Annotated in this window: 10 protein-coding genes; 2 read left to right on the top strand and 8 right to left on the bottom strand. The window is 72.4% G+C overall.

Features of this window, described 5'->3' with window-relative positions; genetic code table 11:
* Nucleotides 1-9: 9 nt before the first annotated feature.
* The 5 genes from ACWEF6_RS24855 to ACWEF6_RS24835 form a co-directional block, all read right to left on the bottom strand.
* Nucleotides 10-3,387: a pyruvate carboxylase gene (locus ACWEF6_RS24855; RefSeq protein ID WP_449685141.1), complete on the bottom strand. Its 3,378-nt coding sequence runs from the start codon at nt 3,385-3,387 to the stop codon at nt 10-12.
* 113 nt (nt 3,388-3,500) lie between these two features.
* A complete protein-coding gene (locus tag ACWEF6_RS24850) occupies nt 3,501-3,713 on the bottom strand; it encodes a hypothetical protein (RefSeq protein ID WP_449685140.1) in 213 nt (70 codons plus the stop codon).
* Nucleotides 3,714-4,438: 725 nt separating this feature from the next.
* A complete protein-coding gene (locus ACWEF6_RS24845) occupies nt 4,439-5,323 on the bottom strand; it encodes a S8 family peptidase (protein WP_449685183.1) in 885 nt (294 codons plus the stop codon).
* A gap of 43 nt (nt 5,324-5,366) precedes the next feature.
* A complete protein-coding gene (locus ACWEF6_RS24840) occupies nt 5,367-7,802 on the bottom strand; it encodes a caspase, EACC1-associated type (RefSeq protein WP_449685139.1) in 2,436 nt (811 codons plus the stop codon).
* A gap of 54 nt (nt 7,803-7,856) precedes the next feature.
* Nucleotides 7,857-8,990, bottom strand: coding sequence for an erythromycin esterase family protein (locus tag ACWEF6_RS24835; protein WP_449685138.1), 1,134 nt, complete (start codon nt 8,988-8,990; stop codon nt 7,857-7,859).
* A 31-nt stretch (nt 8,991-9,021) separates the two neighbouring features.
* On the opposite strand from ACWEF6_RS24835, the gene ACWEF6_RS24830 reads away from it, so the two are divergent.
* Nucleotides 9,022-9,636 (top strand): TetR/AcrR family transcriptional regulator, encoded by a 615-nt coding sequence (locus ACWEF6_RS24830; RefSeq protein WP_449685137.1) that lies wholly within the window; start codon nt 9,022-9,024, stop codon nt 9,634-9,636.
* On the opposite strand, the gene ACWEF6_RS24825 is transcribed toward ACWEF6_RS24830, so the two are convergent.
* Genes ACWEF6_RS24825 through ACWEF6_RS24815 form a run of 3 tightly spaced genes read right to left on the bottom strand, consistent with a single transcriptional unit; the run spans nt 9,617 to nt 13,806 of the window.
* The gene (locus ACWEF6_RS24825; protein WP_449685136.1) at nt 9,617-10,030 is read right to left on the bottom strand and encodes an N-acetyltransferase family protein; all 414 of its coding nucleotides are present in this window, start codon (nt 10,028-10,030) and stop codon (nt 9,617-9,619) included. The two genes, ACWEF6_RS24830 and ACWEF6_RS24825, sit on opposite strands and share 20 nt — an antisense overlap.
* Before the next feature lie 47 nt (nt 10,031-10,077).
* The gene (gene recG, locus ACWEF6_RS24820; protein WP_449685135.1) at nt 10,078-12,231 is read right to left on the bottom strand and encodes an ATP-dependent DNA helicase RecG; all 2,154 of its coding nucleotides are present in this window, start codon (nt 12,229-12,231) and stop codon (nt 10,078-10,080) included.
* 3 nt (nt 12,232-12,234) lie between these two features.
* Nucleotides 12,235-13,806, bottom strand: coding sequence for a DAK2 domain-containing protein (locus ACWEF6_RS24815; protein ID WP_449685134.1), 1,572 nt, complete (start codon nt 13,804-13,806; stop codon nt 12,235-12,237).
* 134 nt (nt 13,807-13,940) lie between these two features.
* On the opposite strand from ACWEF6_RS24815, the gene rpmB reads away from it, so the two are divergent.
* The gene (gene rpmB, locus ACWEF6_RS24810) at nt 13,941-14,132 is read left to right on the top strand and encodes a 50S ribosomal protein L28 (RefSeq protein ID WP_176172341.1); all 192 of its coding nucleotides are present in this window, start codon (nt 13,941-13,943) and stop codon (nt 14,130-14,132) included.
* The last annotated feature ends 133 nt before the right edge of the window (nt 14,133-14,265 follow it).

Here is a 14,265-nt window from a genome sequence, read left to right as displayed (position 1 = left end):
GCGCAACGCTCACTCGAGGACCAGCAGGAGGTCACCGCCTTCGACCTGCTGCACCGCGGTGATCGCCCGCCGGGCCACCTTGCCGCCGGCCGACGCCGTGATCGAAGCCTCCATCTTCATCGCCTCGATCGTCGCCACCGTCGCGCCGGCTTCGACCGTGTCGCCCTCGGCGACCTGCAGCGTCACCACGCCCGCGAACGGCGCCGCGATCTGCTTCGGGTTGCCCTTTTCGGCTTTCTCCGTCGCCGGGACGTCCGAGGCGATCGAGCGGTCGCGGATCTGGATCGGCCGCAGCTGGCCGTTCAGCGTCGACATCACCGTGCGGACGCCGCGCTCGTCGGCCTCGCCGATCGCTTCCAGCTCGATGAGCAGACGCACGCCCGGCTCGAGGTCGACCGGGTACTCCTCGCCCGGCCGCAGCCCGTAGAAGAAGTCCTTGCTGGGCAGCACCGACGTGTCGCCGTAGGCCTCGCGGTGCGCCTCGAACTCCTTCGTCGGGCCGGGGAACAGCAGCCGGTTGAGCGTCCGGCGCGGTTCCGCGGCCAGCGCGGCACGGTCCTCTTCGGACAGTTCGACGACCGGCTTCGCGGCGGCCCGGCCCTCCAGGGCCTTGGTGCGGAACGGCTCCGGCCAGCCGCCCGGCGGGTCGCCGAGCTCGCCGCGCAGGAAGCCGATCACCGAGTCGGGGATGTCGAACTTGTTCGGCTCCGCCTCGAAATCGGCCGGCGAGACGCCCGCGCCGACCAGGTGCAGCGCGAGGTCGCCGACGACCTTCGACGACGGCGTCACCTTCACCAGGTGGCCGAGGATCCTGTCCGCGGCGGCGTACATCGCCTCGATGTCCTCGAACCGGTCGCCCAGGCCGAGCGCGATGGCCTGGGTGCGCAGGTTCGACAGCTGCCCGCCGGGGATTTCGTGGTCGTAGACGCGCCCGGTGGGCGAGGCCAGCCCGGCCTCGAACGGCGCGTAGATCTTGCGCACGCTCTCCCAGTACGGCTCCAGGTCGCCGATCGCCCGCAGGTCCAGCCCGGTGGTGCGGGCCGAGTGGTCGGTGGCCGCCACGATCGAGGACAGCGACGGCTGCGACGTCGTGCCCGCCATCGACGAGACCGCGCCGTCGACGGCGTCCGCACCCGCGTTGATCGCCGCGAGGTAGGTGGCCAGCTGGCCGCCCGCGGTGTCGTGGGTGTGGATGTGCACCGGCAGGTCGAACTCCTTGCGCAGCGCGGTGACCAGCTTGGTCGCCGCGGGCGCGCGCAGCAGCCCGGCCATGTCCTTGATCGCCAGGACGTGCGCCCCGGCGCCGACGATCTGCTCGGCCAGCTTGAGGTAGTAGTCGAGCGTGTAGAGCTTTTCGCCCGGGTCGGACAGGTCCGAGGTGTAGCAGAGCGCGACCTCGGCGACGGCGGTCCCGGTCTCGCGCACGGCTTCGATGGCCGGGCGCATCTGCTCGACGTCGTTGAGGGCGTCGAAGATCCGGAAGATGTCGATGCCGGTCTTCGTGGCTTCCTGGACGAAGGCGGTGGTCACCTCGGTCGGGTACGGGGTGTACCCGACGGTGTTGCGCCCGCGGAGCAGCATCTGGAGGCAGATGTTCGGCACGGCCTCGCGCAGCGCCGCGAGCCGCTCCCACGGGTCTTCGGCGAGGAACCGCAGCGCGACGTCGTAGGTCGCGCCGCCCCAGCACTCCAGCGACAGCAGTTCGGGAAGCGTGTTCGCGACGACCGGCGCCACCGCGAGGAGGTCCTTCGACCGGACGCGGGTGGCGAGGAGCGACTGGTGCGCGTCGCGGAAGGTCGTGTCGGTGACGCCGATGTGCGGCGACTTCCGCAGCCATTCGGCGAACCCGGCCGGGCCCAGCTCGGCGAGCTTCTGCTTCGACCCGGGCGCGGGCTGGGCGTCCTTCGGGAGCTTCGGCAGCTTGATCGTGGCGTCCGGCGTCTTGGGGCGCTCGCCGTGCGGCTTGTTGACCGTCTGGTCGGCGAGGTAGGTCAGCAGCCGCGTGCCGCGGTCGGCGGACTGCCGCGCGGTGAGCAGCTGCGGGCGCTGTTCGATGAACGACGTCGTGACGCGGCCGGCGCGGAAGTCCGGGTCGTCGAGGACGGCCTGCAGGAACGGGATGTTCGTGGCGACCCCGCGGATCCGGAACTCGGCGACGGCGCGGCGCGCGCGGCCGACGGCGGTCTTGAAGTCGCGGCCGCGGCAGGTGAGCTTGACCAGCAGCGAGTCGAAGTGGGCGCTGATCTCGGTGCCGGAGAAGGCGGTGCCGCCGTCAAGCCGGATGCCGGAGCCGCCCGGCGAGCGGTAGGCGGAGATCATGCCGGTGTCCGGGCGGAAGCCGTTGGCCGGGTCCTCGGTGGTGATGCGGCACTGCAGGGCGGCGCCGCGCAGGTAGATCTTGTCCTGCGACAGCCCGAGGTCGGCGAGGGTCTCGCCGGAGGCGATCCGCAGCTGCGACTGCACGAGGTCGACGTCGGTGACCTCTTCGGTGACCGTGTGCTCGACCTGGATGCGCGGGTTCATCTCGATGAAGACGTGCTTGCCGTGCTTGTCGAGCAGGAACTCGACGGTGCCGGCGTTGCGGTAGCCGATCTGCCGGGCGAACTTGACGGCGTCGGCGCAGATGCGGTCGCGCAGCTCGGGGTCGAGGTTCGGGGCGGGGGCGAGCTCGACGACCTTCTGGTGGCGCCGCTGCACGGAGCAGTCGCGCTCGAAGAGGTGGATGACGTTGCCTTCGCCGTCGGCGAGGATCTGCACCTCGATGTGCCGCGGCTCGACGACGGCCTTCTCGAGGAAGACGGTCGGATCGCCGAAGGCGGACTCGGCCTCCCGCGCGGCGGCCTCGATGGACTCCCGCAGCAGGGCGGGGTCCTCGACCCGGCGCATGCCCCGCCCGCCACCGCCGGCGACGGCCTTGACGAAGACGGGGAAGCCGAGCTCGTCGGCCGCCGCGACCAGGGCGTCGACGTCGCTGGAGGGTTCGGACGAGCCGAGCACCGGAACGCCGGCCTCGCGCGCGGCCTTGACGGCGCGAGCTTTGTTACCGGTGAGTTCGAGAATCTCGGCGCTCGGGCCCACGAAGGTGATACCCGCTTCTTCGCACGCGCGCGCGAGATCGGGGTTCTCGGAGAGGAAGCCGTAGCCGGGGTAGACGGCATCGGCTTTCGCCTTCTTCGCGGCGGCGACGATCTCGTCGACCGAGAGGTAGGCGCGCACGGGGTGACCGGGTTCGCCGATCTCGTACGCCTCATCGGCCTTCAGGCGGTGCAGCGAGTTGCGGTCTTCGTGCGGAAACACGGCAACCGTGCCGGCACCGAGTTCGTAGCCGGCGCGGAACGCCCGGATCGCGATCTCCCCGCGGTTGGCCACCAGAACCTTGCGGAACATGCCCGGTCCTTCCCTCTTGGATCGGTAAGTCAACGCACGTTACCCGGTTCTTCCCGCTCTGCGGGAGTTCAGTCCCGGGTGATGGACATCATGCGGACCAGGGGGTTCGGTGGTCACCCCTGGTGGCAGTCCTCGACGAGGCCTCGGCGCACGGTGAGGCGGATGCGGTTCGGGTTGAGCTCCAGGGTGACCTTGGAGTGCTGGTCGAGGAGCTCCACCTGGAAGCCGTCACGCTCGCAGCGCGCCTTGGCGTCTTCGGTTTTCCGGCCCACGAGCTCGGCCAGGTCGAACGAGGGTTGCCGCCGTTCGAGCGGGAATCCGGGCATGGCGCACCTCCTCGGGGTTCAGCTTTCCGGAGCCGGGCCTTCGCCGCCAGACGGCGCGTAGCGCAATTGGTTGGCCGGGGCGGCTTCCGCGGGCGGCGCCGGAACCTTGAGCAGCGTCGGAACGCTCGGGCAGCGCCGGAACCCTCGGGCAGCCCGTCCGCGAGCAGAGCCAGGCTAGGAGCCAGCCCCAGAGCGGGGCCCACCCTCCCGGGGGCCATCCCCGTGTCCATCCTATCGGGCCCGACGGACACAGAAGCCGCAAAAGCCGCAGGTCAGACATGCCGTCCACACCTCGGCCGCGTTGTGGACAACCCCGCACCGGAACCAGCCGGCGGCGCCAACCTCGCGCCCAGCCAGCCAGCCGGGCGCGCCAACCCGGCACCCCAGCCCACCGGCGCCTCGGCCGACCGGGCCGCCGACCCGCACCTCAGCCGGCCGGTGGCACGCGCCCTATGCCTCAGCGATCCGGAGCACAAACCCTGCGCCTCTGCCGGTCGAGGGCGCCAACCCCGCGACCTCAGCCAGACGGGGCGCCAACCCAGTAACCCGGCCGGTCTGGGCGCCAACCCTGCCCAGCCAGCCGGGCACACCCAGAGCCCCGCCAGCCGGGGCGCCAACCCGACACCTCAGCCGGCCGGCGTCTCGGCCGACCGGTCGGCGCCAACCCCGCCCCAGCCAGCGTCGGAGCCGACCCACACCTCAGCCGGCGGAGCCGACCCCGCACCTCAGCCGCCCGGCGGCGCGTACAGCAGCCGGTTGGCCGTCCCGTCCGGAACCTCCTTCAGCGCGTCCGGCGTCGCCGCGCGGACCAGCGCCTCGTCCACCTGCGCCGGCGTCTCCTCCGGGTGCTGGGCCCGGTACACCGCCGCCACCCCGGCCGCGAAGGCCGCCGCCATCGAGGTGCCCGATTCCGGCCCGGCGCTCGTTCCGCCCGCGATCGGGGACGGGATGTCGCTGCCCGGGGCGTACAGGTCGACGTCCTGGCCCGAGTTCGAGGTCTTGTCCGGGCGGTCCTGGGCGTCGGCGGCCGCCACCGTCAGGGCCTCCGGCACCCGGCCCGGCGAGAAGCCGCTCGCGTCGGCCGTCTCGCTGCCCGCCGGCACCGCGATCGGGACCACCGTCGCCAGGCGCTTGACCGCCGCGTCGAGCTGGTCGTTCGGCACGCCGCCGATGCCCAGGACCGCGACCGCCGGCTGCTGGGCGTTCTGCGCGACCCAGTCGATGCCCGCGATGATCTGGTCGGTCGCGCCGCCGCCGTCCTTGTCGAGCACCCGCACCGGCACGATTTGCGCGCCCTTCGCGACGCCGTAGTCCTTGCCCGCGGCGACGCCGGCGAGGCGGGTGCCGTGGCCGTTGAGGTCGGACGTGTCGGACCCACCTTTGAGAAAGTCCCGCCCGGGCGCGACGCGGCCCTGGAAGTCCGGGTGCTTCGCGTCGACGCCGCTGTCGATCACGTAGATCGTGACGCCCGAGGCGTCGCTCGCGTAGTGGTAGGCGTGGTCGAGGCCGGTCCGCTGGTCGATCCGGTCGAGCCCCCAGCTGGGCGGATCGGGCTGCATCCCGCCCGTCGAGACCTGCCCGGCGAGCACGGCCACCGCCGCGAGAAGCATCCTCATGATCGTCGTGGTACCCCGGTGGGGGCCGGAGGACAACTCAGGCCTGTCGCCCGTTCGGCTGATTCCGCCGCGCGAGGACGGCGGTGTCGACGGCCAGCAGCACGAGCGCCGACACGGCGATCACCTGGCCCGCGTAGGTCAGCGAGGAGTAGTCCACCAGCACGGCGAAGGTCGGCCCGAGGATCCCGGCCAGGCCGGCGACGCCCGACGCCAGCACCAGGCAGCCGACCGGACGCGGGCTCAGCACCACGGCGACGACGGGAACGAGGACGGCCAGCAGGGCGCCGAGCACGTAGTAGGCGGCGTTGCGGCCGGCGCTGTCGGCGTCGTAGGTGGACAGTTCGACGAGCTGGGCGATCCACCCGGCGCCGAGCAGCACGCCGAGCCCGATCGCCGCCCAGCCCGCCCACCCGCGCACCGGCCCCAGCGCGACGGCGCGGTTCCGGCGCAGCGCCACCAGCGCGCAGGCCCCGGCGAGCACCCACGCGACGTGCGCGAGGAGGACGAAGGTGAAGCCGGCGTTCAGCCCGGTGCCCGAAGAGTCGGAGGCGACGAACGCGACCAGGGTGATCCCGGTGTCCGGCGAACCGGCGGCGGTGGCCGCGGACAGGGTGACGCTCTCGCCGACGAACCGCGCCAGCCCGAAAAGCGCGGCGAGCCCGACGCCGGTGAGGAGGGCGGGGCCGGTCCGCGCTCGTGTCCGAGGGGCGAGGGTGAGCAGCCCGGCGAGCAGGGCACAGGCGGCCACGAGCCACACGTAGTACTCCATGCCGGGGCGGTATTCGGCGAGGGTGTAGCTGTCCCAGCGGTACTTGAGCGGCAACCCGGCCACGGCGAACACCGAGCCGGCGACGGCCGCCACCCCGGCGAACCCGCCGACGGGATCCACGGCCCCCGGCTGGCTGGGTGGCTCGGCGGCCACGGCTTGGGTGGTGGGCGGTTCGGAGGTTTGCGGGGGCTCGGCCCTTCCGGCCACCGGCGCAGGCGCGGCTCCTTCGGCCGCCACCGGCGCGACCACGGCGCCCGGCGCGGTGGCGGACGGTTCGGAAGCTTGCGGCGGCTCGGCCTTCCCGGCCACCGGCGCAGGCACGGCTTCCGCCGCGACCACCGGCGCGGCCGCGGGGCGAGTGCCCCTCGCGGCAGCAGGCTCCCCAGCGGGCGGTTCGGAGGCGTGCGGGCGCTCGGGTGCCGCCGGCGCAAGGCTAGTGTTCGCCGCGGTGACCGGCTGGTCGGCGGGCTCCACCACCGGCAGCGCCTCGATCTCCACCGCCACCACGACTTCCCCGGTCGGCCCGCTCACCACCACCCGCCCACTCCTGACCCCCGACGACCCCGCCGTCACCGCAAGCTCCGCCCCGCCCGGTACCTCGCGCACCGCGATCCACGGCTCCGCCGCCTCGAACCGCACCTCTCGCGCCACCGGTGGGCCCAGCACCCTCAACTTCCCCGACGCCGACGACTCCGCCGCCGCCGACAAGCGGACCGACTGAACGTCCACCCGCACCACCGCGGACGACAGCGCGTCCGAAGCCGCCGCTGCCACGTGCTCGATGTCCGTCGCAGCCATTGCCCTGAGCGCCTCGAATGCCCCCATGGCCACCGGGAGGTTCGGGCTCGACAACCGCCTCCGCAGCTCCGCCACCGCTCCCAGCCTGGTGAACGGGTTCTCCGCCGCGATCGCCGACGCCAGGTCCGGGGGGATCGGGGAAGGCTTGATGCGGCGGCGCCGGCTCTTGGCCAGGTACAGCTCGCCCTGCATCTCGATGTCGCGGCTCGGCGTCTGCTTGGGATTGCGCTCGCGGACGCGGTCGAACAAGTACTCGTACAACTCGCCCAGCGCGATCAAGCCGTCCTCGTCGCGGTCCGCTTCGCCCGTGCGCAAGCCCTCCACCAACGCCGACGTGAACACCGAGGGCTGGGCCGGCTGGTCCGAGGCCAGCGTGGCCCCCTCGAACGCGTACTCGATCGAATTGGACGCCGTGATCACCGCGCGCCCGCGGCCGCCGCGGAAGCTGTCCAGGACGTTCGCGTCGGCCGACGCGCGGACCGCCACGCCCTGGCCGAACGCCCCTCCGTAACAGCAGTCCAGCAACAGCACGATGCTGCGCGACCGGCTCTGCCGGATGCACTGCTGCACGAAGTCCGCCGGCACTGCCGTCGACCTGAGGCGGTCCGGGCGCGTGTTGCGGGCCGCGAAGTAGAGCCCGCCCGCGTCGTCCTTCAAGCCGTGGCACGAGAAGTGCATCAGGAGGACGTCGTCGGGCTTGCCCTCCAGGCAGAGGTCCTCGATCTCCGCCTGGACCACGTGTGCGGTCTCGTTCCGCACCACCGAGACCTCGAAGTCGCTGATCGCCCGGTCGGCGAGCACCCCGGCCAGGGCGTCGGCGTCCGCCGCGGGCGAGCCCAGCCGCTGCAATCCCGCGTTGTCGTACTCGCCGTTGGCGACGATCAGCGCCCGCCTCCGCCCGGCCATACCGGTAGGAAACGCCTTTCGCGCGCGTTGCGGCAATCAGCCGAACGGGCGCACCTATTCGGCAGTGCCCGCGAAAATCGTTTCCTGCTTCTCCAGGCAGACGACGGCGTCCCACGCGGCCGCGACGTCCACCGCGGGCGTCATGTGCGCGTGCCGGATGCTCGACGCCGCGGGGTGCGCCACCACGCAGGGCGCCTGCGGAGCCAGCGTCGCCTCGACACTCCCGAAAACCGGCTCGCCCAAAGCCTGCTCGAACATCCGGAACCCCAGCGGGTACGCCGGGTCGGGGGCCAGGCCGGTCGTCGTCCCCGAGACGGCGGTCAGGGCCAGCGCGAAATAGCGGTCCCCCAGCTCCGCGGCCAGGTGGGTGCCCGCCGACGGCGCCGTCATGCCCGGCATCGGCGAGAACGGGACGCGCTGGAGGTGTCCGTTGTGGATCATCAGCACGATCTTCTCGCCCGGGAACCGCCGCCGCAGCAGGCGGACGGAGGCCGCCATGTACGTGTCCCGCGACGAGCTCTGCGGCTCGGGCGCGCGGCCCGCCATCAGCGCGTCGAGCTCCCGCAGGTACAGGTCGACGCGCAGCGCGCCCTCCGCGTGGTGCGCGGCCACCTCGCCGTAGCCCAGGGACTCCACATGTCCTTTGAGGACGGTCAACGCCGTCGTCGCGGCATCCCGCGCTTCGACGCTCATGGCACCGTAGCGCCCCGGCGCGACCGCGCTGCTCACCGACGCATACGGCTCGCACGCGGCCAGCGCGTTGTCCACAAGGGACACATTCGCCGGGTCCACGCGCAGGACCTCCGCGCGCAACGCCTGCAGCGACGGCACCGGCGAGCCCGCCGAGCTCGGCACGTCGAGCCCGGAGAACCGGACACCCCGGCCGCGCAGCCAGGTCAGCATCTCGTGCACCTCGGCCGAGTCGCCGAGACCGAACGTGAACCCGTCCCGCGCGATGTCGGCGACCTCGCCCGGACCGCCCTGCAGCCACGCGTCGACCAGGTGCCCCTCCGCGAAGCCGCCTTCGAACCCGAGCACGGTGAACCCGCGTTCGGTGACCAGGTGACGCAGGAGGCGGTCGCGCAGCACGCCGAACTCGCGGATGTGATGGTTGTTCTCACCGATGGCGACCACTTCGGCGTCGCCGATCAGCTCGGCGATTTCGGCAACGGCGACGGTTCCTGTCATACTGGGCACACTAACGCAACAGGAGTAGCAGTTGGCAACCGAGATTTCCGGGACCAAGCGTCCGGGCGGCCGCACCGAGCGGACCCGCCTCGCCGCGCTCAACGCCACCTTGGAGCTGCTCGGCGAACGCGGGTACCTGGAACTCACCGTCGAAGCGGTCGCCGAACGCTCCGGCGTGCACAAGACGACGCTCTACCGCCGCTGGGAGTCCGCCGAAGGCCTGGTCGCGGCGGCTCTCCTGATGGGCGCCGAGCAGGAGTGGGCGGTGCCGGACACCGGGACCCTCGAAGGCGACCTGCGCGCGATCAACCTGGAGCTGGTGCGCTACTTCACCACCCCGGGCGAGCGCGAGCTGCCCACGGCGTCGATCTCGGCGGCCTTCCTCTCCCCGCGCGCGGCCGACGCCCTGCGCGAGTTCTACGTCGACCGGCACGCCCGTTCCGGAGCCGCCGTGACCCGGGCGATCGAGCGCGGCGAAGTCCCGCCCGGCACCGATCCCGTGGAGCCGGTGCGCGTGGCCTGCGGGCCGGTCTTCTACCGCCTGTTCGTCTCCCGGGAGGGCGTGACACCGCGGGACGCCGACCTCGCCGCCAAAGCCGCCGCGGCCGCCGCGAAGGCCGGCGTCTTCACGGCAGCGGACGGCTGAACCGCACCACGTCCAGGGTGACGCCTTCTAGGGTCTCGGTCGCGGTCTCGCCGTCGTCCGCCCAGCCCTGCCGCAGGTAGAAGGCCTTCGCCCGCTCGTTGGTCGCGAGCACCCACAGGATCGCGCGGTCACCGGACATCGCTTCGACGACGCGGGCGTGCAGCGCGCGGCCGAGACCCCGGCCCCAGAACTCCGGCCGCAGGTACAGTGCGTACAGCTGCGAAGGCGCGAAGGCGGCGAAGCCCGCGACGACGCCGTCCTCTTCGATGACCAGCACCTGCCCGACACCCTCGCCGATGCGCCGCGCCCAGGACGCCGCCCGTTCTCCGGCCGAGAGACGCGCGAGGAAGTCGGCCGGCAGCAGGCCCGCGTACGCCGCTTGCCACGACGTCACGTGGACCTGCCCGATCGCCGGGGCGTCGGCGGCCGTGGCCGCGCGGATCAGCTCTTCTCCAGGTACTCCGCGCGCTCGACGTCGACGACGTCGGCGACCATCTGCGCCAGGCCGCGGTACTTCGTCAGCTCCGGGTCCTTCGTGACGAGCTCCTGTGCCAAGGCCCGGGACGCGGCGATCACGTCCTCGTCCCGCAGCAGCGAGAGCAGCTTGAGCGTGGACCGCTTCCCGGACTGCGCGGCGCCGAGGATGTCGCCTTCGCGGCGCAGCTCCAGGTCGAGGCGGGACAGCTCGAAACCGTCCGTCGTGGACTCGACCGCCGCCAGCCGCTCGCGGGTCGCCGTGCCGTCCAAGGTCTCCGTGACCAGCAGGCACAGCCCCGGCACGCTGCCCCGGCCGACGCGGCCGCGCAGCTGGTGCAGCTGGCTGACGCCGAACCGGTCGGCGTCCATGATCACCATCGCGGTCGCGTTCGGCACGTTCACGCCGACCTCGATCACCGTGGTGGCCACCAGGACGTCCAGCTGGGCCGCCGAGAACGCGCGCATCACGGCGTCCTTGTCGTCGGGCGGCATCCGGCCGTGCAGGACGCCGATCTTCAGGCCCTGCAGCGGCCCGTGTTCCAGCTCGGGCGCGACTTCGAGGACCGCCAGCGGCGGCCGCTTGTCGCTCTTGTCCGACGGCGGCTCGTCGCCGATCCGCGGGCACACGACGTACGCCTGGTGCCCCTTGCCGACCTCTTCGCGCACGCGCTGCCAGATCCGCTCGAACCAGGCGGGCTTCTCCGCGACCGGCACGACCGTGGTGGCGATCGGCGACCGCCCGACCGGCATCTCGCGCAGCGCCGACACTTCCAGGTCGCCGTACACGGTCATCGCGACCGTGCGCGGGATCGGTGTCGCGGTCATGACGAGGACGTGCGGGCTGGTGTCGCCGGCCCCGCGGGTGCGCAGCGCGTCCCGCTGCTCGACGCCGAAGCGGTGCTGCTCGTCGACGACGGCGAGGCCGAGGTCGGCGAACTCGACGTGGTCCTGGATCAGCGCGTGCGTGCCGACGACGATGCCCGCTTCGCCGCTGACGATCTCCAGCAGTGACTTCTTGCGCTCCTTCGCGCCCATCGACCCGGTGAGCAGCGTGACCTTCGTCGCGTTCTCCGCCGCACCCAGCTCGCCGGCCTGGCCGAGGTCGCCGAGCATCTCCCGCAGCGATCGCGCGTGCTGGGCGGCGAGGACTTCGGTCGGCGCCAGCATCGCGGCCTGCCGCCCGTTGTCGACGACCTGCAGCATCGCCCGCAGCGCGACGACCGTCTTGCCCGAGCCGACCTCGCCTTGGAGCAGCCGGTTCATCGGGTGCTCGGACGCCAGGTCCGCGGCGATCTCGTCGCCGATCGCCCGCTGGCCCGCGGTCAGGTCGAAGGGCAGCCGCTTGTCGAAGGCGTCCATCAGGCCGCCGCTGACGTGCGGGTTCGCCTTCGCCGGGCGCGAGATGGCCGAGTGGCGCCGCTGCGCGAAGATCAGCTGGACGGCCATCGCTTCGTCCCACTTCAGGCGTTTGCGAGACGCCTCCAGGTGCGCCCAGTTCTCGGGGCGGTGGATGCCGCGCAGCGCGTTGTCGAGGTCGGCCAGCTTGTGCAGCCGCCGCAGCTCGGCGGGCATCGGGTCGTCGCCGACCTCGAGGACGTCGAGGACCTGCCGCACGCACTTGGCGATCGACCAGGTCGGCATGCCCTGCGCCGCCGGGTAGACCGGGATGATCGCGGCGAGGAAGTTGTCCATCGCCTCGGCTTCGTTCTCGGCGTCGAACAGCTCGTACTCGGGGTTGGTCAGCTGCAGCGTGTCGCGGAAGGCCGACACCTTGCCGGCGAACAGGCCGGTCTTGCCCGGCACGAGGTCCTTCTCCCGCCAGGCCTGGTTGAAGAACGCGCAGGTCAGTCGCCGTTTTCCGTCGGTGATGACCATGTCGAGGATGGTGCCGTTGCGGGCCTTCATCCGCCGCTTGCTCACCTTTTCGATGCGCGCCAGCACGGTGGCGTGCTCGCCCAGCTCGAGGCCGTGGATGTCGGTGAGCTCGCCGCGCTCGGCGTAGCGGCGCGGGTAGTGGCGCAGCAGGTCGCTGACCGTCTCGATGTCCAGCGACGTGGCGAGCGCCTTCGCCGTCTTGGCGCCCAGCAGCAACGGCAGCTTGTCGCGCAGTCCGGCCATCCGCTATTCGACTCCCATCAGCAGCACGGCGTCCGCCTGGCCGCTGGCGTAGCTGGTCAGTTCCACCTCCGGGTGCTCCACCCGCAGCTGCTCCGCGAGTTCCCCGGCGACCCCGGGCGGGGCCGCCGCCCCGCTCAGCACCGTCACCAGCTCCCCGCCGAGCGCCAGCATCCGGTTCAGCACCTTCATCGCGGCCGCGACCAGGTTCGTCTCGGACGCGGGCGCGGGCTCGATCAGCACCACCTCGTCGTCGACCAGGCCGACCACGTCACCGGACTGGGCCCGGCCCACCCAGGTTAGCGACTCCTCCTGGGCGATCCGCAGTTCGCCACGCCTGGTGGCGGCGGCCGCTTCGGCCATCGCGACGACGTCGTCGTTGGTGCGGCGCCCGGCGTCGTGCACGGCGAGGGCGGCCAGCACCTGCACCGGCGAGGCGCACGGGATGACGACGACGTCCCGGCCGGCGGCCATCGCGTGCCCGGCCGCGGTGTCGGCCGCGGCGGTGAGGGCGACGCTGCCCGGCAGCACGGTCACCTGCTGCCCGGCGGCCTCGTTGAGCAGGCCGATCATGTCCTCGACGCTCGGCGTCCCGCCGTCGGGCACGGCCAGCACCGGGATGCTTTCGGCGCGCAGCAGCTCGGCCAGCGCCCCGCCGTGGACGACGGCGACGACGGTGCGGTCGATGCCGCCGCCCGGCTCGATCGGCGTCGGCGTGAGCAGGGGCTCGACCCGGATCCTGCGCGGGCGGCCCAGCGCCAGCCCGGCCTCGATGGCGGCGCCGATGTCGGCGCAGTGGACGTGCACGGCGTGACTGCCCGCGCCGTCGCCGGCCACGGTGACGCTGTCGCCGAGGCCGCTCAGCTCCTTGCGCAGGGTCGGCAGGCTCGCTTCCTCGACGCCGTCCAGGAGGTACATGACCTCCCAGGCGTAGGCCTCGGCGTGCGCGGGGGCCTCGAGGGCGTGGTCCTGCTCGACGGGGGCGCCGGTGAGCACGCCGACCAGCGCGTCGAGTACGGCGACCAGGCCGCGGGCACCGGCGTCGACGACCCCGGCCCTGGCCAGCGCGGGCAGCTGCTCGGGCGTCTTCTCCAAGGCGTGCGCGGCCTCTTTCGCGGCTTTCGCGGCGATTTCGGGCAGCGGGCTCGTGTCCCCGCGCACGGCGAGGGCGACGGCGTGCAGGACGGTCAGGATGGTCCCGGCGACCGGGCGGCTGACGGCTCCGGTGGCGACCTCGTCGGCGTGCCCGAGCGCGTCCGCCAGCCACGGGCCGTCCAGGTCGCCTTCGGCGCGGTCGGCCAGCCCGCGCACGACCTGGGAGAGGATCACGCCGGAGTTGCCCTTGGCGGAGGCGACCGCGCCCCGCGCGAGGATCTTCAGCGCCTCGGCGGCGGTTTCCGGGACGGCTCCGGAAAGTTCGCGGGCGGCGCCGGTCATCGTGAAGAGCATGTTGGAGCCGGTGTCGGAATCGGCGACGGGGTAGACGTTGATCTCGTCGATGGCCGGCCGCAGGCTCGCGAGGCTGTGCACACAGCCCGCCGCCCAGGCCGACACCGCCGCCGCGTCCAGCACCCGCACCCCGTAACCTCCTGACCGGTCCCCGGGCAGCGTATCGACCCGGTGCCGGGGGCCCGGAACGCAGTAGTTACTATGGTCGAGTTGCCCAGTGCATCTGGGCTCATTTCTATGACCCAGATCCAAAGGAGTTCGACGTGGCTGCCGTGTGCGACGTCTGTGGCAAGGGACCGGGCTTCGGCAAGGCGGTCTCGCACTCCCACCGCCGTACCAACCGCCGGTGGAACCCGAACATCCAGACCGTCCACGCCAAGGTGGGTGTGTCCCAGCGCAAGCGCCTGAACGTGTGCACCTCGTGCATCAAGGCGGGCAAGGTCGTTCGCGGCTGACGCTGACGCGAAGTTTGGGACGGCGGGTGCTCCTCGGAGCACCCGCCGTTTTCATGTGGTCACCTCAAGCGCCCCAATGTGGCGTTGGGTGCGTCCAACGCACCCAATGTGGCGTTCGGTGCGTCTGACGCAC

This window comes from Amycolatopsis sp. NPDC004772, from assembly GCF_053601215.1.
Note: the sequence above shows the minus strand (reverse complement) of the source record. Positions and strands in the feature narration are given on the sequence as shown.

Excerpts from the sequence above, each read along its gene's own strand:
- ACWEF6_RS24855 (WP_449685141.1), bottom strand. The coding sequence starts at position 3,387 with ATGTTCCGCAAGGTTCTGGTGGCCAACCGCGGGGAGATCGCGATCCGG.
- ACWEF6_RS24850 (WP_449685140.1), bottom strand. The coding sequence starts at position 3,713 with ATGCCCGGATTCCCGCTCGAACGGCGGCAACCCTCGTTCGACCTGGCC.
- ACWEF6_RS24845 (WP_449685183.1), bottom strand. The coding sequence starts at position 5,323 with ATGCTTCTCGCGGCGGTGGCCGTGCTCGCCGGGCAGGTCTCGACGGGC.
- ACWEF6_RS24840 (WP_449685139.1), bottom strand. The coding sequence starts at position 7,802 with ATGGCCGGGCGGAGGCGGGCGCTGATCGTCGCCAACGGCGAGTACGAC.
- ACWEF6_RS24835 (WP_449685138.1), bottom strand. The coding sequence starts at position 8,990 with ATGACAGGAACCGTCGCCGTTGCCGAAATCGCCGAGCTGATCGGCGAC.
- recG (WP_449685135.1), bottom strand. The coding sequence starts at position 12,231 with ATGGCCGGACTGCGCGACAAGCTGCCGTTGCTGCTGGGCGCCAAGACG.